The organism is Bacillus sp. 007/AIA-02/001 (assembly GCF_004634455.1).
GTDB classification, from domain to species: Bacteria; Bacillota; Bacilli; order Bacillales; family Bacillaceae_G; genus Bacillus_A; species Bacillus_A cereus.
Map to the genome: position 1 here is coordinate 85,693 of NZ_SEIY01000004.1, position 17,287 is coordinate 102,979.

The window sequence follows — 17,287 nt, forward strand, 5'->3', positions numbered from 1 at the left end:
CATATCACTTTCTATTACATACCATTCCCTCTCACTAAAGAGCAATCCTGTTATTTTCGCTCGACAAATACTGTATCCACCCTGCATCTCGACATATTTCCCAAGAAATATGTCGAGGCGGCAAAAATTTTGCCGCCTACTTTAATTCCGTATATAAATATTCAACCGAATGAAATGCGTATATCTTCTTCATCAGTGTCCCATTTTCAAAAACAAGTAAACAAGGTACACTTTCAATCCCATACTCTTTCGCTAAATACGGAGCATAATTTAAATCTAACATCCCAATTTTGAGGCCTTCAATTGTCATCTCAACGACTGTTAACATCTTTTTTGCTAATTGGCATGTTCCACACATTGGAGTATATACATATAATACTGTTTTTTCTTCGTTCTCTATTAGGGCTGTAGCTTCGGCTCCTGTCCAATCAATCACTTCTATCATTCCTTACCGTAAATATTCTGTATAAACGTCAATGTCGGCTCCCCATAATACATTTGCTAAGTGTGTAGATGGCGCAGTTGCCACTTCTCGGTACGAGCGATCAATATAGATATGCTCGGCTTGCGGAAATTCTTTTCGAAATTGTTTCCTTAACTTTTCTCCAGCATCATCAGCATCCACTAGCACATACACTTCCTTATCAAAAAACTGATCAACGAGCTCATCCATTTTCGACAAACCAATTGTACCATTTGTACAAACAATTTCCACCGGTTCACGAATAATAGATTCAATCTTTCTTCTATCTGATGTACCTTCTACAATAATGACTTTTTCTACATAAATCATATGTCATCACCCGATCACCATATACTATATAACCTTGAACTTAGTATATAGTATATTCGTTATTTTCATGTTGTTTCCTGTTTATTTTTGCAAAAGAAAAGCGGAAGCGGCTCGTTTAGAACAGGAGGGCATTGGAACTCCTGAACTAGAGGCGCCTTTTGCCTCAAGTTCAGGAGTGAAATGACCGACTGTTCTAGCCGCTGGAGCTAGACAACGAAAAGCGGAACCGACTGTTTAGCCCTGTTGGCTAAGGTTCTTTCGTACAGAAGACGCTTTTTGTCTTCTCGTACGGAAGGTTCTTAGACATGAAGGGCTAGGAGGTGGAGCTGGACAATGAAAAGCGCAAGCGGCTCTTTCAGATTGTGAGGGGGATGGAGCTTCTGACGTAAAGGCGCTTTTGGCCTTGCAGGAAGAAGCGAAGCCACCGAACAATCTAGCCGCTAGAGCTGGACAATGAAAAGCGCAAGCGGCTCGTTTAGATTGTGAAGACTTATGAAACCTTACCACAAAACAGCTTTTCTCATAATAGCTTATTTATTTACATATAACTTGAATTTCATTATTTCACACAAAATAAAAAAGGACAGCACAAAGGCTGTCCTTTAGTCGACTATAATTAGTCTTGGTTTGTCATTTCTGCATATTTTTCTGCAGTTAATAACTTCTCAACTTGGCTTGCATCAGAAAGTTCAACTTTAACCATCCATGCACCCTCGTATGGAGATTCGTTAACAAGTTCTGGTTGGTCACTTAATTCTTCGTTTACTGCTACAACTTTACCGCTTACAGGTGCGTATAACTCAGAAACTGTTTTAACAGATTCTACGCTTCCGAATGGCTCGTCAGCTTCGATTGTTGCACCTACTTCAGGAAGTTCAACGAATACGATATCGCCTAGCTCACCTTGTGCAAAGTGAGTGATACCGATAACAACTTCATTACCTTCAGTTTTTACCCATTCGTGTTCTTCAGAGTAACGTAAATTATTTGGAATGCTCATGACTGTACCTCCAGTGAATGTATTAATTATGTAAAAATACCTTATTGGTACTTTTTCCACACACTTTCAAACTGCTCTTCGTTAAAACCAAGTGTTACATTCGTTCCATCTGTTACAATTGGACGTTTAATCAACATGCCATCAGATGCTAAAAGCTCATACATTTCGTCTTCGCTTGCATCTTTCAACTTATCTTTTAGACCAAGTTCACGGTAACGCATTCCACTTGTATTAAAGAATTTTTTTAATGGTAATTCACTTTTTTCATGTAAATTACGTAAATCTTCTTTTGATGGTGGATTTTCAACAATATGAATCATCTCATATGCTACATCGTTTGCCTCAAACCATTTCTTTGCCTTTTGACATGTGCCACACTTTGGATATGAATAAAATGTTACTGTCATAAATTCACCTACTTTTTTACTAACCTTTACCTTTATCATATAGAAAACGTTTTATTATTTCAAACCATTATTCGCTAAACTTTTACTTATTTCGTGATAATTTTTAATAATCCTGCGAATTTTTCTTATTTTTCCGCCATTTGTTAAGAAAAAAATAAATATATAAATTTTTTAGATTCTGCACCAAACATATATCTTAAACAAGCGTTTGATTAATTCTCCATTTTTCTTTCTTAACCTTTGAACTACAGGAGTTTCTTCCTACCGAACATACAGCTTAAACAAACGTTTGATTAATTCTCCATTTCTCTTTGTTAACCATTGAGTTACATCAGTTTCTTCCTACCGAACATACAGCTTAAACAAACGTTTGATTAAAAAAATAAGAAGCCTCGTTTACAGGCTCCCTCATCATCTATTCAAATAATCTGCGATGGTTTGAAATACGACGATATACATATTATGAATACTTTCTTCTGTATTTCCACCATTAGATAAACCAATTGCCCATTGTTGCCCTTCACCACTTCCGATATTTGCAAAGCCTTGCGTATACATAGCATTTACATCTTTTCGTGCACTGTTATACTCTATTCCTTTTGTAATAAAAATTGAATATGATTTATCTTGTAAACCGATAAAAAACACTGGTTTCTTTAGCGATGAAAATACATTTTTATACTGCTCTGTTGAGGCTTCTTGAAAGTGATCTTTCATTATTAGAAAACCATCCACTTCCTTAGATTTCTTTTCTAGTTCCTCTAACTTCATTTCTTCAAACTTTACATTCCTAAACGTATCTTTCGGCTTTTCTCCAACAACTCCAATTACGAGTGCTCTTCCGTTATATTCTAATTTCTCTCCTTCTTTATCCTTTGCACACCCAGCACCTACTAGGCATATCAATATAAAAAATAAGAAATACGATAAACGCTTCATTTAGCACCCTCTCCTTCTTTTTAGTCAAGTGACAAAAACGTAAGGTTAATTCAAGAAAATGTAAGTAAAATCGATAGCCCAATTCACGTTTCTATATTATAATCAATTGAATTTACTTACATTACTAAACATAGGAGATCAACATGAAGAAATTTAAACTTTCATCTTTTCTTCCGTTAAGTTATATACTTCTACTCGTGCTCGTAAGTCCCCTTTACGACGTATTAAATAAATCGACTGTTCACGCAGTAGACGTTACAACTGTAGTAGATGATTGGATTCCATTTGTAAAAGCATTTATTATTCCTTATTTACTTTGGTTTCCATACTTATACGGCGCACTTATTTATTACTGCTTTGCTGACCGAAAGCAATATTATGTCACTTTAAGTAGTGTTATTTTTGGAAAGCTTGCTTGTTTTTCTATTTATTATTTTTGGCAAACAACTGTACCGCGTCCGACTGTCGTTGGAACAGATGTATTTTCTGAACTAGTTCGCTATATTTATAGTATCGACCAGCCAGTAAACTGTTTCCCTAGCATTCACGTTCTTACTACATTTGTAATTATGTTAGCTGCCTTTAAGCGTAGAGAACAGCATGCTTTTGAATATTACATCCTTACTTTCTTCGGTACACTTATTATTTTATCAACGCTATTTACGAAGCAGCATGCCTTTGTAGATGCCATTTCTGGAATGACGCTTGCAAGTATACTTTACTTCGGCGTTCAGCTCTTATTGGCCAAAGAACCAATAAGAGTTCCAGTAAAACAAAATCATAGAATGTAGCATGACAAAAAAGCAGACTGTGGCTTCTCAGTCTGCTTTTATATATTATTAAGGAGATTTTCAACTTAAGATTGCGGTACAGTCATATCACCAGAGTGAATACGACCTGCTTTTTTAAGAGCAATGTAAAGTATATAAGAAACAGCTACTGGAATGACGATATAAGTAATTACCATCGCCGGGAGAACTTCCCATCCTTGGCTGGAAATTAAATTAATTGGTGCGATAAGAGAACTTAATCCAAGACCTGCAATTTCCTTTCCTGCTTCCAGTTGGAAAATTAATGCGGATACTGGACCGACTATAGCACTGGCAACGACAGTTGGGACGAGAATCATTGGATTTTTAGTGATATTTGGTAACTGTACTTTCGGAGTACAAAGTGCTTGAGCTAATATGCCACCTAAATTATTTTCTTTCGCTGAGATGACAGAGAATCCGATAAACTGAGCGACGCATCCGGCAAGAGCAGCACCACCTGCAACACCGTCTAAGCTAAGTGCAATTGCTAACGCAGCTGATGAAGCTGGAGAGATAAGTAATAGCCCCCAAACTACTGCAATGACGATAGAAGCAATAAACGGACTACCAGCTGAGCTATCTTTAATAAACGCTCCAACTGCATTTAAAACAGGAGTAATATTATGAGATAACCAAATACCAACTAAACCAGAACCTAATATTGCTGCAAATGGAACGAGCATCATATCTAACGCAGTTTTTCCGCTTAAACGTTTACCAATATATACAGCTAAAGTTGCTGTTAATAATGCACCGATTGGCTCACCTGTTTTAATAATTAGACCGGCTTCAGTAATTGAAATGGATCCGGCACCAATTGCTCCGGCTACCATCGCCGAGAAGATTACAAGACCGTTTGCACCGAGCATAAAAGCAATTCCGGCACCAATTGCCGGTGCCATTAGTGATTTTGCAACAACTCCGATTGTAATAAGTAATGGTATATCAACAATTCTTCCTATATTTTCGATCAGTAAACCAATTCCGAGGGATACGAAAATACCTTGTGCGATTCCAGCAGATGCTTTAAATACACGAGACATTATATATTCCTTCATTTGTTTCACCTTCTTCTATAAGTTAGTAACCAATTGTTTTCATATAATCACGTAAAATATCGTTTGATTTTGCGAATCGAGATTCTTCATCCTCTGTTAAATTGAGTTCTACAACTTCTCTTATACCATCTCTAGTAATAATAGCTGGTACTCCTGTACAAATATCATATTCACCGTACTCACCATCTAAAATGGCTGATACAGCAATGACACGGTGATCATCATTAAAGATTGAACTCGCAATATATGCTAGAGAATTTCCAATTCCGTAATAAGTAGTTCCTTTACGTTTATAAATTTCCCAACCAGCTTTTGCAGTCTTCTCAACAATTTCATCTAAATCTATTTTACCAAATCGTTCTTTTTGTTCTTCTAAAATTTGCAGAATTGGCTTTCCACCAACAGTTACGTGAGACCAAGCAACCATTTGAGAATCACCATGTTCTCCTAATGAATACCCATGAATACTACGAGGGTCTACATGTAACATTTCAGATAAAATTGTTCTTAAGCGAGAAGAATCTAATGATGTACCTGTACCGATTACGCGATTTCTAGGTAATCCAGATAATTTCCACACTTCATATGTAATAATATCAACTGGGTTCGATGCAAGTAAGAAAATACCATCAAATCCACTTTCCATTACGCCGCCAACAACACTTTCCATAATCTTCGCACTCGCTCCTAAAGTATCTAAGCGACTTTGTCCAGGTTTTGGTGCTGGCCCTGCTGTAATAATAACAATGTCCATATCTTTGCAGTCTTCATAGCTTCCTGCATATACTTTTGTTCTTGTATTTGTAAAGTTAATGCAATGTGATAAATCCATCGCTTCCCCAACTGCACGTTCATGATTTATATCAATTAATAATAGCTCTTCGCAAATACCTTGATTCACAATAGAATACGCACAACTTGATCCAACTAATCCAGTACCGATAATTGCAATTTTTCTTGTATGTCTTTTCATAGCAATCTCTCCTAATTAATCATATAATCTATTTCTTTTGCTCTTTACACTCCTAATTATAAAGGTTCTCACGATAGAAACCATGGATACTTTGTGAAATATTGAGCAAAGTGTTTGTCCTTTTTGTGAATTGTTATATTCCATTTTCGTCATATTTGTTACAGCTGGAAAAATATTTATTATGTATTTATTGACATATACAAAAAGAAAACGAGCGAATCCATTTTCGCTCGTTTTTTCATCCTATTATTCTGCACTTAACTGACTTTTCAATTGCTGCACAATCATCGGATTGGCAGGTGCTGCCGGTTTGTAATAACTTTTTTGCTTTGCGTACTCATACATATTACGTTGGCGCATCTCATCTTGATTACGAATTTGAATTAACGTTTGATGTAACTGCTCATTATCAGACTGAGCAATATAATTTGCATAGCTTGTTAAACTTGCATTTAATCCTGCTAAATAATCATTTACCATATCTTTTTCATTCATGTTCCGCTTCCTCCTATCCTAGGAAAGTCATTAATTGCTGTTTCGTATTTCGTGCATCTTGCGCATCCTTTTGTAACATTTGTTTCAATTGTGGATCTGTACACGTTTCTGCATACTGCTCCAACTTGTTAATAATTGTTGCGTGTCCACCAATTAAATGACGTAAGTTTTCTACTTCAAGCTCTGTTAAATTTTGCATGGAATACTCCTACCTTTCTTTATTCGTTCACTGTTAGTATTTAGCTATTTTTTGATTGTATACATGAATTAACTTTTTCACGTGCATACAAAATAAAAGATGAATAGCTAAGCCATTCATCTTTTATACTCGTTATGTATTTATTTTTATAGAGATACAATCATACTTATACTCACAAGTAAGTTCCATACAATGTGTAAAATAATACTAGGTATAATCGATTGCGTCTTTTTGTATAACATTGCAAATACCGTTCCCATAATCGTTGCTGTAATTAGAAGACCTCCATGAAGAATTCCAAAAATGAAGGAAGAAATAATGATACTAACTAAAAAATTATATCTCTTTTCTAAAAATCGATATAAAATACCTCGAAATAGAATTTCTTCTTTAATCGGTGTAATGATAGCAACACTTAACACATATATAATACTTTGTATGCTATTTTGAAGCCTTAAACTCCCTAATTGTTCCTTTTGTTCCGCTGCACTTTCAAAACTAAACACATGTAACATTAAATATTGTGATACTGCAATGATAATAAAACCAATTAATAGATATAAATATGTCTTTCCACTCTTCAAAACGGATACATCCCAAATAGATTTAATAAAATGAAAAACCGGTTTATAGGCTAATAAAACGATAGCAACAACAATTGCATCGAATAAGAGTAAATAATATCCTTCTAATTTAGTACTTAATGCTTCTTCTCCATAAATCTCAAAGGCTAAACCAAGAAATAATCCTCCTAGGAGTGAAATCCCTATAATCATTGCTATCATTACAAATAGATTTTTATATGTTATATTCTCGATTTTTCTTTCCACACTATACGCTTCTAACACTGTTTTACTCACAGTATCCCTCCAGTTATTCTCATTTACCTTATTAAAATCCTTGAATTCGAATATAGGGATAATATAACAAAATTTACAAAAAGAATAATATGCAATTTTACATATTATGAAAACTTTATATTTTATAGTTTTAGGAATAGGATTGCTATGCAATAATTATTATATGAAATTTCAAAAAACACTTCCTATCCACCATAACCCTCGCATCATATAAAACTTATTAGTTAAAGGAGCAATGAACATGAAAACACATGACTTCCTTACAGAAATCCAGAAGGGCTCTGAGCCTAGTCCCTATCAAGACCCCATCGTATTCAGTTTCGTTTGCTTTTTCTTAGCGATATATACATTTTTCAAACCTGCAAAATAATATCATTTCATAAGAAAAAGCCTACCATTCTTTTCGAATCATATGCACTAAAAAACCTTAGAATCACTTCTAAGGTTTTTGTTTACCTTGCTTCTTATTCACGTAACCCTTTAATAAACGTTTCCAATAATACATGTAAACTTATATCTAGATCTAACGGCAAACCAAATCCGCCTTGCTGTTCAATCGAAGCAAATCCATGACAAATACTTCTGAATCCGCGTGTCGCATGAAGTGCATTCTCTCCTTCTAAGCCATACTGTTGTAATACTTGAAGACAAAGCTTTACAATTCCGTCACCTGCTTTTCTTACTTCTTCATCTCGTAAAAAAGTTGCTTCATATAGTCCAGGATGTTTTCGGACAAATGCTACATACGCTTCTCCTAATGCATGAATTGCTTCATCCATACGTTTATCCTCGGCCGCTTCTTCCAGTTTGTTATGCAGCTGTTTTATTCCGTAAATACCAAGATTTTTCCGTACATCTTGTAACCCTTTTACATGATTATATAGTGAGGGCGAACGTATCCCTAACCTTTGCGCTAATGAAGCTAACGTTACTTCTTGTATTCCATTTGTATCTGCAATTTCTGCAGCTGTTTCTACAATTTTCTGTAATGTAAGTCCGATTCTCGGTGACATAAATTAACCCTCTTTCTTACTTTCTATATTCCGTTTCGCTTCCTTAATAGCAAGCTCTATGACAGTCCCTGGATTCTTTATCATTTCCCCATGCCCTGCCGCAAGTAAGGAAGGCTCATATTCGCTTAACTTCTCTGCACTTTGTAATGATATTTCTTTGCTCCACGTTGCCATCGCAGGAAACGGAAACCAAAATTTCATTTGTCCCGAAACAGCCATACCTCCTCTTGTTTGGAATGCATCCCCAACAATAAGAGCTTTATTCCGTAAATCAAGAAACGACATGGATCCTGGTGTATGTCCCGGTGTCATAATTGCAAGAAGCGATCCAACTCGGTCGCCATCTTCTAATAAAACATCAGGTACCGTTTTTACTTTTTTAGGTACACCGCCTTTTATCGGTATATTCGGTTCATCCTTTTGTAACGTCGTATCTCCTTCTAACAGCTTTGCGTCCCGCTTAGAAATATAGACTGGAACATGAGGAAGTACTTCCTTTAATGCATCTAATGCACCGATGTGATCATCATGCGCATGTGTTAATACAATTTTAGTAATTGGTTTTCCTATTTTCTCAGCCGCCTGTAAAATGCCTTTTGCGCTATATGGCAAAGCCGCATCAATTAAAGTTAAACCATCTTCTTCCTCTACAAAGTAACAATTTACAGGAAACGCTCTTGGCAAAAATGACAATTGATATAACGTTTTTTCATGTATCATCCTCATAGTCCCATCTCCCTTTTCACGAAAACTAATGCCATTAGTTTTATTATACTAATGGCATTAGTTTTGTGTCACTAAAAAATTTCTTTTTTTCAAAAAAAAAGAACAGTAGCCGTATAAACGACTACTGTTCTTTAAAGATATTAAACTGTGTAACGCTCATCTTCTAAAATTTTCGCAGCGATTTCACGTTTCTTCGGAATTACGTTAAGTGGTGTGTGGCGAGTTAATTTACGTAATGATGATAACATCATGCGCAGCATGTCGCCGTTTTCAACTGCGATAAGTGTTTCTTTCGCATCTGCTTCGATTTCGTTAAATGCTTCTTGGCAGAATACTTCAGTGTATAACACTTTTTGTTTATTCTTTTCAAGACCAGTTGTTTTGATCGCTTTTTCTGTACGAAGAACAGCTGATTCCATTGCGTATAGATTGCTTACGATGTCAGCGATATTTACAAGAATTTCTTGCTCTTTATCTAATGCTTTACCATATTTTTGAGCCGCTAATCCAGCTACCATTAAGCCGATTTTCTTCGCATTAGTTACTAAATACTTTTGAAGTGCTAATGGCTCATCGCCTACTTCTTCTGGCATCATCATCATTAACTCTTCTTGTAATTTTTGTGCTTTTTGAAGAAGTGGTAATTCACCTTTCATCGCTTTACGTAAGAACGTACCTGGTACGATTAGGCGGTTAATTTCGTTCGTTCCTTCGAAAATACGGTTAATACGAGAATCGCGGTACATTCTTTCAATCTCGTACTCTGCCATAAATCCATAACCACCGTGAATTTGAACACCTTCATCTACTGTATAGTCTAATACTTCAGAACCGAATACTTTGTTTAAAGAGCACTCGATTGCATATTCAGCGATAGAAGCTGCTACTGCTTTACCGTCTTTTACTTCTTCTTCAGATAATGTGCTCATGCGGCTTTCGAATAAACCTACTGTACGATATACAGAGCTTTCAGCTGCATATGTTTTTGCTGCCATATTCGCAAGTTTCTCTTGAATTAATGGGAAGCGAGCGATTGGTTGTTTGAACTGTTGACGTTGGTTTGCATATTGTGCTGAAATTTCTACTGCACGTTTCGCAGATCCAACTGTACCAACACCTAATTTATAACGACCGATATTTAAAATGTTGAATGCGATAATATGACCTTTACCGATTTCGCCAAGTAAGTTTTCTTTCGGTACTAACGCATCTTCTAAAATTAACGTACGAGTTGAAGAACATTTAATACCCATTTTCTTTTCTTCTGGGCTTGTAGATACGCCAGCGTAGTCTTTCTCTACGATAAATGCTGAGAAGTGCTCGCCATCAATTTTTGCATATACAACGAATACGTCAGCGAATGCAGAGTTTGTAATCCATTGTTTTTCACCGTTTAATACATAATGTGTACCTTCTGCATTTAAACGTGCAGTTGTTTTTGCGCCTAATGCATCAGATCCTGAACCTGGCTCTGTTAATGCGTATGCAGCTAATTTTTCACCAGTTGCAAGCAATGGTAAATATTTTTTCTTTTGCTCTTCGTTACCGAATAATACGATTGGTAAAGAGCCGATACCTACGTGAGCACCGTGAGTAATTGCAAAGCCACCAGCGCGAGAGAACTTCTCTGCGATTAACGCTGAGCTTACTTTATCAAGACCAATTCCGCCGTACTCTTCTGGTACGTCAGCGCCTAATAAACCAAGTTCTCCAGCTTCTTTTAAAAGACGAACTGAGCGATCAAACTCATGTTGCTCTAAATATTCAAGCTCTGGAAGAACTTCATTTACGATAAAGTCCTCTGTCGTTTTAGCAATCATTTTATGCTCAGATGAAAAATCTTCTGGCGTAAACACTTGATCAATCGTAATCTCATCTACTAAAAAGCTACCGCCTTTAACCGCATTTCCTACTGTTTTTTCCATGAAAATTTCCTCCTTCATATTTTCATGAGCCGCTTCTCTCTTTTTGAAAGAAGCTAGCTCTCCCTTTTTTTATAAACCTTTGTTGCTTCCATTTTTTTTATAATCCAGTTCCAGCGGCTAGAATGTTCGGTGGCTAAAACAGTCGGTCGTTTCACCCCTTCCTTTGAGGCAAAAAGCGCCTCTTCGTCAGGGCTTCCAACGCCCTCCTGTTCTAAACGAGCCACCTGCACTTTTTAAAGTAATTCAAATACTCCCGCTGCTCCCATTCCGCCGCCGATACACATTGTTACGATACCGAATTGTTCGTTGCGACGTTTCATTTCGTGAATAAGAGATAGTGTTAGTTTTGCTCCTGTACAGCCAAGTGGATGTCCAAGTGCGATTGCACCACCGTTTACGTTTACTTTTTCTTCATCTAAACCAAGTTCACGAATAACTTGGATCGATTGAGAAGCAAATGCTTCATTTAGTTCGAATAAGCCAATATCAGATAACTCTAAGCCAGCTAGTTTTAACGCTTTTGGAATTGCAGCGATTGGGCCGATTCCCATTACTTCTGGTGGTACGCCAGCTACTGCAAATGAACGGAATTTCGCAAGTGGCTTCATGCCATCGCTCACTGCTTTTTCGCGATCCATTAATAATACAGATGCTGCACCATCACTCATTTGTGAAGAGTTACCAGCTGTTACAGAACCGCGAACGTTAAATGCTGGACGTAATTTTCCTAAAATGTCTAGTGTCGTCTCTGCTCTTACACCTTCGTCTTGTGCGAAAGTGATTGTTTCTTCTTGAAGTTTATTGTTTGATCCAACCGAGCGTAACGTCACATCTACAGGTACTGTTTCATCAGCAAAGTTTCCTGCAGCTAATGCTTTCGCAGCACGTTGATGACTTCTTACTGCAAATGCATCTTGCTCTTCACGAGAAATTCCATATTTCACAGCAACTTGCTCTGCTGTATGTCCCATACCCATATAATATTCTGGAGCCGCTTCTACAAGGCGACTATTCGGACGAACAACGTGTCCCATCATTGGAACTAAACTCATTGATTCTGCTCCGCCTGATAATACAGCTTCAGAGTGACCAAGCATAATACGCTCAGCTCCGTAAGCGATACTTTGTAAACCTGAAGAACAGTAACGGTTAATCGTAATAGCTGGAACATCGTAAGAAAGTCCTGCTAATCCGCCGATATTACGAGCCATATTTAAACCTTGCTCTGCTTCTGGCATCGCACAACCGAAAATTAAATCATCGATTGGTCCTTCATAATTCGCACGCTTTAACGTTTCCTTTACTACTAACGCCCCTAGATCGTCAGGACGAACTGTTTTTAATGAACCCCTCTTTGCTTTTCCAATTGGTGTTCTTGCTCCCGCAACAATGACAGCTTCTCTCATGAACGATATCTCCCCTCGTTATTAGTTACGTAATGGCTTTCCTTTTACAAGCATGTGCTGCATTCTTGCTTGTGATTTCATCTCACTTACTAAGCTAATAAATGCTTCACGTTCTACATCTAATAAATATTGCTCATCAACCTCTGTTCCGTACGGCACTTTTCCGCCCGCAATGACATATGCAAGTTTCTTAGCAATGTGAAGATCGTACTCTGAAATGTAACCAGATAAATGCATTGCTTCCGCACCAAGTGCAAGAGTTGCATATCCTGTTTCCCCAACAACTGGTATCTTTTTACGGATCGGCGCTTTATAACCAGCTTCATATAAAGCAAGTGCTTTCTGTTTCGCATCGTATAGTAAGTGATCACCATTCACACTAATACCATCTTTATCACCTAAGAAGTTATGAGAAACTGCTTCTTGTCCTGAAGTTGAAACTTTCGCCATTGCGACTGTTTCGAACACTTTATTTGCAACTTTTTGCAGATCAAACTCTACACCGTTTGCCATTTTGTTTAAGTGTTTAATGTATAGCTCTTTATTACCGCCTCCGCCAGGGATTAAGCCAACACCAACTTCTACTAAGCCCATATACGTTTCACTAGAAGCTTGAATGCTCGCTGCTGGTAAGCAAACTTCTGTACCTCCGCCAAGCGTCATACCGTATGGTGCTGCTACAACTGGCTTAGAAGAGTACTTAATTTTCGTCATTGCATCTTGGAAGTTTTTCACAACCCACTCAATTTCAAAGTAGTTGTCGTCTTGTGCTTCCATTAAGATCATTGCTAGGTTCGCACCAACGCAGAAGTTCTTCGATTGGTTACCGATAACAAGACCTTTATAATTCTTTTCTACTTCATCAACAGCGTAGTTAATCATTTGCGTAATATCCATACCGATTGCATTACTCTTCGAATGGAACTCTAAGCAAAGGATGCCGTCGCCTAAATCAATTAAGCTCGCTCCGCTATTTTTCTTTAATACACCATTTTTCGCTTTTAATTGCTTAAGAGAAATTGCTTTTTTATTACGTTCGATTAGCTTATATTCGCCATTATCGTAATAGTAGCTATCGCCGTTATCATGTTTATAGAAAGTAGTGAAACCTTTCTCTAACATTTCTTTCACCCAAGTAGGAACGACTACGCCGTTTTCTTCCATCTTTTGAACAGATTTTTCAACGCCGATTGCATCCCAAACTTCAAACGGTCCTTGCTCCCAGCCGAAGCCCCACTTCATCGCTTGGTCAATTGCAACGATATCGTCAGCAATTTCTTTATGCAGTTTTGCAGAGTATAAAAGAGTTGGTGTAATGATGTTCCATAATAACTCTCCTGCGCGGTCTTTTGCGTATACAAGCGCTTTCAATTTATTCGCTAATCCTTTTTCTTGTTTACTTAACTCTACGGATGCAGCTTTTAATTTTTTACGCGCTTCATATTCCATCGTTTCAGGATTTAGTTCTAAAATTTCTTTTCCTTGTTTTAAGAAGAAGCCTTGACCTGTTTTGCTTCCAAGCCATTTTTTCTCAAGCATGTCATGCATGAAGGCTGGTACTTTAAATACATCACGCTCTTCTTCTTGCACATTTTCATATACGTTATTTGCAACGTGTACGAATGTATCTAAACCGACAACATCTAATGTGCGGAACGTTGCGCTCTTCGGACGACCAATAAGTGGGCCTGTTACAGAATCAACTTCCCCAATGCTATAGCCGCGTTTTACCATCTCTTGAAGAGTAACAAGTAAACCATACGTACCGATGCGGTTTCCAATAAAGTTTGGTGTATCTTTTGCGATAACAACGCCTTTTCCAAGAACGTCTTCGCCAAATAGTTTCATGAAGCTTAATACTTGTGGATCTGTTTCTTTCGTCGGTATTACCTCTAGAAGTTTTAAATATCGTGGTGGGTTAAAAAAGTGTGTGCCTAAGAAGTGTTTCTGGAAGTCGTCTGAACGACCTTCTGCCATTTTTTCAACTGAAATGCCTGACGTATTCGAGCTTACAATTGAGCCCGGTTTACGAACAGCGTCTACTTTTTCAAATAATTTCTTTTTAATATCTAAGTTTTCAACTACTACTTCAATAATCCAATCTACATCAGCTAGACGCTCAAGATCATCTTCTAAGTTACCTGCTTCAATCAGTGCTAGATTTCCTTTCACTGTCAGAGGAGCTGGTTTTTGCTTTAATAGTTTTTGCACAGCCGTATTACTAAAACGATTTCTCACACTTTTATGTTCTAATGTAAGTCCCTTCGCTTCTTCTTCTTTCGTAAGCGCAGGTGGTACAATATCAAGCAATAATGTCGGAATACCAATATTAGCTAAGTGTGCCGCAATTCCCGAACCCATTACGCCTGAACCTAGAACAGCAGCCTTTTTAATTTGGAACATCCAATTCTCCCCCTATTCTTGAATGAATGCTCATTCAATTTTTCGACATAAGTCGCAATCAATGAGTGAGCCTCTACTAATAAATATATGATACTGTTTAAATTTTCGCAATATATTTATTGATAAAATTTTCTGAAATAAATATTTTTCTTTCATTTGGCCATGCTATATATGTATTTTCTTCACTAAAATACACTTTCCCTTTTTATAATCTGACGAAACTGGAGGAATATATATGGCAAAACTTAAGAAGAACCCTTCAAAGGCTGGAATTAGTGCAGCTAGTGTAACTGGAAATGCAGGTCCGCATAACCACGGCGTGGAAAAAGGACGTCAAGGTAATAACCAACAATATAAAAAGCATAATATGGGCGAAAAATAACGCTATATTTTTGGGCAGAGAACGTGGCATAATGATTAATGGCTGCTTTTTCTGCCCAATTTATTTGTAACAAATGAGGGAATTATAATGAAACGAACAATAGTTATGATTGTAATGATTGCTACACTATTTACAGGGATGATTTTCTTCTCTTATGCACAAAGGCAACAATCTGTAAGAGCTGATCAACCTAATATTACTGGGCAATACGGAGTTACAATCGATGCAGACACAGGTGAAATTTTGTATGGGAAACGTGAAGACGAACGCTCTTATCCGGCTAGTATAGCCAAAATGATGACAACCCTTCTTTTACTAGAGAATGTAAAAGAAGATGAAGAAATTACAGTTACAGAAAACGCAATTAAAACAGAAAGTCAAAGCAAGAAAATTAAACTTCGTGCTGGAGAAAAATTAAAGCGTGATGAGGCATTAAAACTTATGCTTATCATTAGTGCAGATCCAATAGCTGAATCAATTGCAGAACATATCGCAGGATCAAAAAATGAATTTGTGAAAATGATGAATGCTAGAGCGAAGGAACTTGGTACAAAGCATGCGACTTTCAAGAACGCAAGTGGTGCTGATGCACTTGGAAATAAAGTATCGCCATATGACATTGCTATTATTACGAAAGAAGCATTAAAGTATCCAGTTGTTTTAGAATATATGAATTCAACGCGTACAACTCTACATACTTCAGAACGCTCTCCAAACATCGCAAACTACGGACGAGAAGAACTATATGACGATCCATATGCGATTGGAAGTAAAAGCGGTCTATCAGCACTTGGCAAATATACAGTCGTAACAGTGGATGAAAAAGACGGTAAACGTGTCATTAATGTTGTATTATCTTCTACCCGCAAGCAACTGTATCCTGATACGAAGAAAATGGCACATTATGCATTTCAGCAATTAAAATAACCAAGGAGTATTTTCTCCTTGGTTATTTTTTAACCATACCTTTTAATACGAACGCAACGTTTGCTGGACGCTCTGCTAGACGACGCATGAAATATCCATACCAGTCGTTTCCATAAGGTACGTAAACACGCATTTTGTAGCCTTCTTTTACTAGCTCAAGTTGACGCTCATTACGAATACCATATAACATTTGGAATTCAAATTGATCCCTTGGAATGTTGTGTTCTTCAGCAAGTTTTTTTGTATATTCAATAATCGCTTCGTCATGTGAAGCAATTGCAGTATAATTTCCATTTAATAAGTGCATTTTAATAATTTTTTTATAATTGTCATCTACATCTTTCTTGTCTGGGAATGCCACTTCTTCAGGTTCTTTATAAGCACCTTTTACAAGACGTAAATTAGGATTATAAGCATTTAAATCTTCAATATCTTTTTCTGTACGATATAGGTAAGCTTGAATAACAGTACCAATATTATCGTATTCAGATTTTAATTGTTTAAAGATATCAATTGTTTTACCACAGCGTGTATAGTCTTCCATATCAATGGTAACGAACACACCATTTTCTTTCGCCGCTTCTAAAATACGGCGCATATTGTTCATTACGATTTCATCAGAGATATCTAATCCCATAGAAGTCATCTTTAAAGAAAGCTGCGAATCAAGACCTTCTCTTCCAATTGCACGGATTGCTTCAATCGATTGGTTAGCCATTTCATTTGCTTCCGCTTCATTATCAACGAATTCCCCTAAATAATCGATTGTTACACAAAGTCCTTGCTTGTTCAATTGTTTAATAGCTGCTGTCGCTAATTCAATTGTCTCCCCTGCGACAAAGCGACCTGCACCAAAGCGTAAACCGTACTTTTTAGCCAGTTTTGTTAGCGCTTTATTTTTTGACAAGAAAAGAAACGAATTTCGCATTAATTGTTCCATGTAATTCACCCCTATGACTGTGATTTATC

General features: G+C 37.0%; 19 protein-coding genes. 3 read left to right on the top strand and 16 right to left on the bottom strand.

The genetic code is table 11. The features are described from left to right. Positions 1 to 136: 136 nt before the first annotated feature. From ES895_RS12090 to ES895_RS12110, 5 genes are all read right to left on the bottom strand, one after another. Positions 137 to 445 carry a thioredoxin family protein gene (locus ES895_RS12090; protein ID WP_002062684.1) on the bottom strand — a complete coding sequence of 103 codons (309 nt, stop codon included), beginning with the start codon at positions 443 to 445 and terminating at the stop codon, positions 137 to 139. 3 nt (positions 446 to 448) lie between these two features. Continuing rightward, a complete protein-coding gene (locus ES895_RS12095; protein ID WP_000640870.1) occupies positions 449 to 793 on the bottom strand; it encodes a toprim domain-containing protein in 345 nt (114 codons plus the stop codon). 616 nt (positions 794 to 1,409) lie between these two features. After that, the gene (gene gcvH / locus ES895_RS12100) at positions 1,410 to 1,793 is read right to left on the bottom strand and encodes a glycine cleavage system protein GcvH (protein WP_000026896.1); all 384 of its coding nucleotides are present in this window, start codon (positions 1,791 to 1,793) and stop codon (positions 1,410 to 1,412) included. A gap of 41 nt (positions 1,794 to 1,834) precedes the next feature. Next, on the bottom strand, positions 1,835 to 2,200 hold the full coding sequence (locus ES895_RS12105; RefSeq protein ID WP_000218968.1) for an arsenate reductase family protein: 366 nt from the start codon (positions 2,198 to 2,200) through the stop codon (positions 1,835 to 1,837). A 411-nt stretch (positions 2,201 to 2,611) separates the two neighbouring features. Beyond that, complete coding sequence (locus tag ES895_RS12110) at positions 2,612 to 3,139, bottom strand: hypothetical protein (protein ID WP_000826877.1); 528 nt, start codon at positions 3,137 to 3,139, stop codon at positions 2,612 to 2,614. Positions 3,140 to 3,282: 143 nt separating this feature from the next. On the opposite strand from ES895_RS12110, the gene ES895_RS12115 reads away from it, so the two are divergent. After that, positions 3,283 to 3,930, top strand: coding sequence for a phosphatase PAP2 family protein (locus ES895_RS12115; protein ID WP_000713771.1), 648 nt, complete (start codon positions 3,283 to 3,285; stop codon positions 3,928 to 3,930). Between the two features lie 65 nt (positions 3,931 to 3,995). On the opposite strand, the gene ES895_RS12120 is transcribed toward ES895_RS12115, so the two are convergent. From ES895_RS12120 to ES895_RS12165, 10 genes are all read right to left on the bottom strand, one after another. Further along, complete coding sequence (locus ES895_RS12120; protein WP_000666172.1) at positions 3,996 to 5,009, bottom strand: PTS sugar transporter subunit IIC; 1,014 nt, start codon at positions 5,007 to 5,009, stop codon at positions 3,996 to 3,998. A 22-nt stretch (positions 5,010 to 5,031) separates the two neighbouring features. Then, a complete protein-coding gene (locus ES895_RS12125; RefSeq protein WP_000820651.1) occupies positions 5,032 to 5,982 on the bottom strand; it encodes an L-lactate dehydrogenase in 951 nt (316 codons plus the stop codon). Positions 5,983 to 6,228: 246 nt separating this feature from the next. Then, the gene (locus ES895_RS12130) at positions 6,229 to 6,477 is read right to left on the bottom strand and encodes a spore coat protein (RefSeq protein WP_001002987.1); all 249 of its coding nucleotides are present in this window, start codon (positions 6,475 to 6,477) and stop codon (positions 6,229 to 6,231) included. A 13-nt stretch (positions 6,478 to 6,490) separates the two neighbouring features. Further along, a complete protein-coding gene (locus ES895_RS12135; RefSeq protein WP_001180551.1) occupies positions 6,491 to 6,676 on the bottom strand; it encodes a hypothetical protein in 186 nt (61 codons plus the stop codon). Positions 6,677 to 6,822: 146 nt separating this feature from the next. After that, positions 6,823 to 7,536 carry a CPBP family intramembrane glutamic endopeptidase gene (locus ES895_RS12140; RefSeq protein WP_061654811.1) on the bottom strand — a complete coding sequence of 238 codons (714 nt, stop codon included), beginning with the start codon at positions 7,534 to 7,536 and terminating at the stop codon, positions 6,823 to 6,825. A gap of 464 nt (positions 7,537 to 8,000) precedes the next feature. Then, a complete protein-coding gene (locus ES895_RS12145) occupies positions 8,001 to 8,549 on the bottom strand; it encodes a TetR/AcrR family transcriptional regulator (protein WP_000074937.1) in 549 nt (182 codons plus the stop codon). Between the two features lie 3 nt (positions 8,550 to 8,552). Beyond that, the gene (locus ES895_RS12150; RefSeq protein ID WP_001242323.1) at positions 8,553 to 9,275 is read right to left on the bottom strand and encodes an MBL fold metallo-hydrolase; all 723 of its coding nucleotides are present in this window, start codon (positions 9,273 to 9,275) and stop codon (positions 8,553 to 8,555) included. Positions 9,276 to 9,415: 140 nt separating this feature from the next. Further along, a complete protein-coding gene (locus tag ES895_RS12155) occupies positions 9,416 to 11,200 on the bottom strand; it encodes an acyl-CoA dehydrogenase family protein (RefSeq protein WP_000416291.1) in 1,785 nt (594 codons plus the stop codon). A gap of 233 nt (positions 11,201 to 11,433) precedes the next feature. Then, the gene (locus ES895_RS12160) at positions 11,434 to 12,606 is read right to left on the bottom strand and encodes an acetyl-CoA C-acetyltransferase (protein WP_001206324.1); all 1,173 of its coding nucleotides are present in this window, start codon (positions 12,604 to 12,606) and stop codon (positions 11,434 to 11,436) included. A 21-nt stretch (positions 12,607 to 12,627) separates the two neighbouring features. Next, positions 12,628 to 15,009 carry a 3-hydroxyacyl-CoA dehydrogenase/enoyl-CoA hydratase family protein gene (locus ES895_RS12165; protein WP_000486378.1) on the bottom strand — a complete coding sequence of 794 codons (2,382 nt, stop codon included), beginning with the start codon at positions 15,007 to 15,009 and terminating at the stop codon, positions 12,628 to 12,630. A gap of 235 nt (positions 15,010 to 15,244) precedes the next feature. Here ES895_RS12165 and ES895_RS12170 point away from each other — a divergent pair, with 235 nt between their 5' ends. Then, positions 15,245 to 15,391 (top strand): YuzL family protein, encoded by a 147-nt coding sequence (locus ES895_RS12170; RefSeq protein ID WP_001096344.1) that lies wholly within the window; start codon positions 15,245 to 15,247, stop codon positions 15,389 to 15,391. Between the two features lie 87 nt (positions 15,392 to 15,478). Continuing rightward, positions 15,479 to 16,318 (top strand): D-alanyl-D-alanine carboxypeptidase family protein, encoded by an 840-nt coding sequence (locus ES895_RS12175; protein ID WP_000831483.1) that lies wholly within the window; start codon positions 15,479 to 15,481, stop codon positions 16,316 to 16,318. A gap of 22 nt (positions 16,319 to 16,340) precedes the next feature. On the opposite strand, the gene ES895_RS12180 is transcribed toward ES895_RS12175, so the two are convergent. Beyond that, positions 16,341 to 17,258 (bottom strand): proline dehydrogenase family protein, encoded by a 918-nt coding sequence (locus ES895_RS12180; RefSeq protein WP_000436772.1) that lies wholly within the window; start codon positions 17,256 to 17,258, stop codon positions 16,341 to 16,343. Positions 17,259 to 17,287: the final 29 nt, after the last annotated feature.

Excerpts from the sequence above, each read along its gene's own strand:
- ES895_RS12095 (WP_000640870.1), bottom strand. The coding sequence starts at position 793 with ATGATTTATGTAGAAAAAGTCATTATTGTAGAAGGTACATCAGATAGA.
- ES895_RS12145 (WP_000074937.1), bottom strand. The coding sequence starts at position 8,549 with ATGTCACCGAGAATCGGACTTACATTACAGAAAATTGTAGAAACAGCT.
- ES895_RS12125 (WP_000820651.1), bottom strand. The coding sequence starts at position 5,982 with ATGAAAAGACATACAAGAAAAATTGCAATTATCGGTACTGGATTAGTT.
- ES895_RS12115 (WP_000713771.1), top strand. The coding sequence starts at position 3,283 with ATGAAGAAATTTAAACTTTCATCTTTTCTTCCGTTAAGTTATATACTT.
- ES895_RS12130 (WP_001002987.1), bottom strand. The coding sequence starts at position 6,477 with ATGAATGAAAAAGATATGGTAAATGATTATTTAGCAGGATTAAATGCA.
- ES895_RS12120 (WP_000666172.1), bottom strand. The coding sequence starts at position 5,009 with ATGAAGGAATATATAATGTCTCGTGTATTTAAAGCATCTGCTGGAATC.
- ES895_RS12135 (WP_001180551.1), bottom strand. The coding sequence starts at position 6,676 with ATGCAAAATTTAACAGAGCTTGAAGTAGAAAACTTACGTCATTTAATT.
- ES895_RS12150 (WP_001242323.1), bottom strand. The coding sequence starts at position 9,275 with ATGAGGATGATACATGAAAAAACGTTATATCAATTGTCATTTTTGCCA.
- ES895_RS12175 (WP_000831483.1), top strand. The coding sequence starts at position 15,479 with ATGAAACGAACAATAGTTATGATTGTAATGATTGCTACACTATTTACA.
- ES895_RS12155 (WP_000416291.1), bottom strand. The coding sequence starts at position 11,200 with ATGGAAAAAACAGTAGGAAATGCGGTTAAAGGCGGTAGCTTTTTAGTA.
- ES895_RS12180 (WP_000436772.1), bottom strand. The coding sequence starts at position 17,258 with ATGGAACAATTAATGCGAAATTCGTTTCTTTTCTTGTCAAAAAATAAA.
- ES895_RS12160 (WP_001206324.1), bottom strand. The coding sequence starts at position 12,606 with ATGAGAGAAGCTGTCATTGTTGCGGGAGCAAGAACACCAATTGGAAAA.
- ES895_RS12170 (WP_001096344.1), top strand. The coding sequence starts at position 15,245 with ATGGCAAAACTTAAGAAGAACCCTTCAAAGGCTGGAATTAGTGCAGCT.
- ES895_RS12110 (WP_000826877.1), bottom strand. The coding sequence starts at position 3,139 with ATGAAGCGTTTATCGTATTTCTTATTTTTTATATTGATATGCCTAGTA.
- ES895_RS12165 (WP_000486378.1), bottom strand. The coding sequence starts at position 15,009 with ATGTTCCAAATTAAAAAGGCTGCTGTTCTAGGTTCAGGCGTAATGGGT.
- ES895_RS12105 (WP_000218968.1), bottom strand. The coding sequence starts at position 2,200 with ATGACAGTAACATTTTATTCATATCCAAAGTGTGGCACATGTCAAAAG.
- gcvH (WP_000026896.1), bottom strand. The coding sequence starts at position 1,793 with ATGAGCATTCCAAATAATTTACGTTACTCTGAAGAACACGAATGGGTA.
- ES895_RS12090 (WP_002062684.1), bottom strand. The coding sequence starts at position 445 with ATGATAGAAGTGATTGATTGGACAGGAGCCGAAGCTACAGCCCTAATA.